The sequence below is a fragment of the Lentilactobacillus parakefiri genome, assembly GCF_002157585.1.
In the GTDB taxonomy this organism is placed as follows: domain Bacteria; phylum Bacillota; class Bacilli; order Lactobacillales; family Lactobacillaceae; genus Lentilactobacillus; species Lentilactobacillus parakefiri.
On the sequence record NZ_BDGB01000148.1, the window covers coordinates 1 to 554 of the forward strand.

A 554-nucleotide genomic window follows, 5' to 3' on the forward strand; every position below is an offset into this window, starting at 1 on the left:
TGGCAGTCGAAAAGTATCCGGTGCAGATCAGTACTACGACTATTTACCGTGGGATTTTCAATGGCTTATTTGATAATTTGTTTAAATCTGGCAGCTCTAGTGCCGTGCGCCATCTAAGGCATCACGGCAAGTCTCGCCACAATAAAGCTTATCAAGAAAAGCGAGGAAAGATTCCAATCCCCAACAAGATTCATGATCGTCCGCGAGAAGCTGACAACCGTGTAGAAATTGGTCACTGGGAAGGTGATACCGTGTTAGGCAAAAGCGGAAAGGCTTGTGTCGTTACATTGGTTGATCGAAAATCTCGTTACCTGCTTATTGGTAAAGCTGCTAAAAGAACTTCAGAAGCAGTCACGGATACTTTGAGCGACTTAATGAAGCTATGGCCTGGCAGATCGTTAACGATTACCCCGGATAGGGGTAAAGAGTTTGCCAAAGTTCAATGTTTAACTGATAAGTTTGGTACGCCCTTCTACTTTCCCGATCCTCACTCTCCTTGGCAACGAGGAACTAACGAAAATACTAACGGCTTGCTTCGCGAATATTTGCCAAAA

Annotated in this window: 1 protein-coding gene; it reads left to right on the forward strand. The window is 44.4% G+C overall.

What is annotated here, in order from left to right:
• On the forward strand, positions 1–554 hold a 554-nt coding region (locus LPKJCM_RS11815; RefSeq protein WP_109561186.1), incomplete at both ends, for an IS30 family transposase.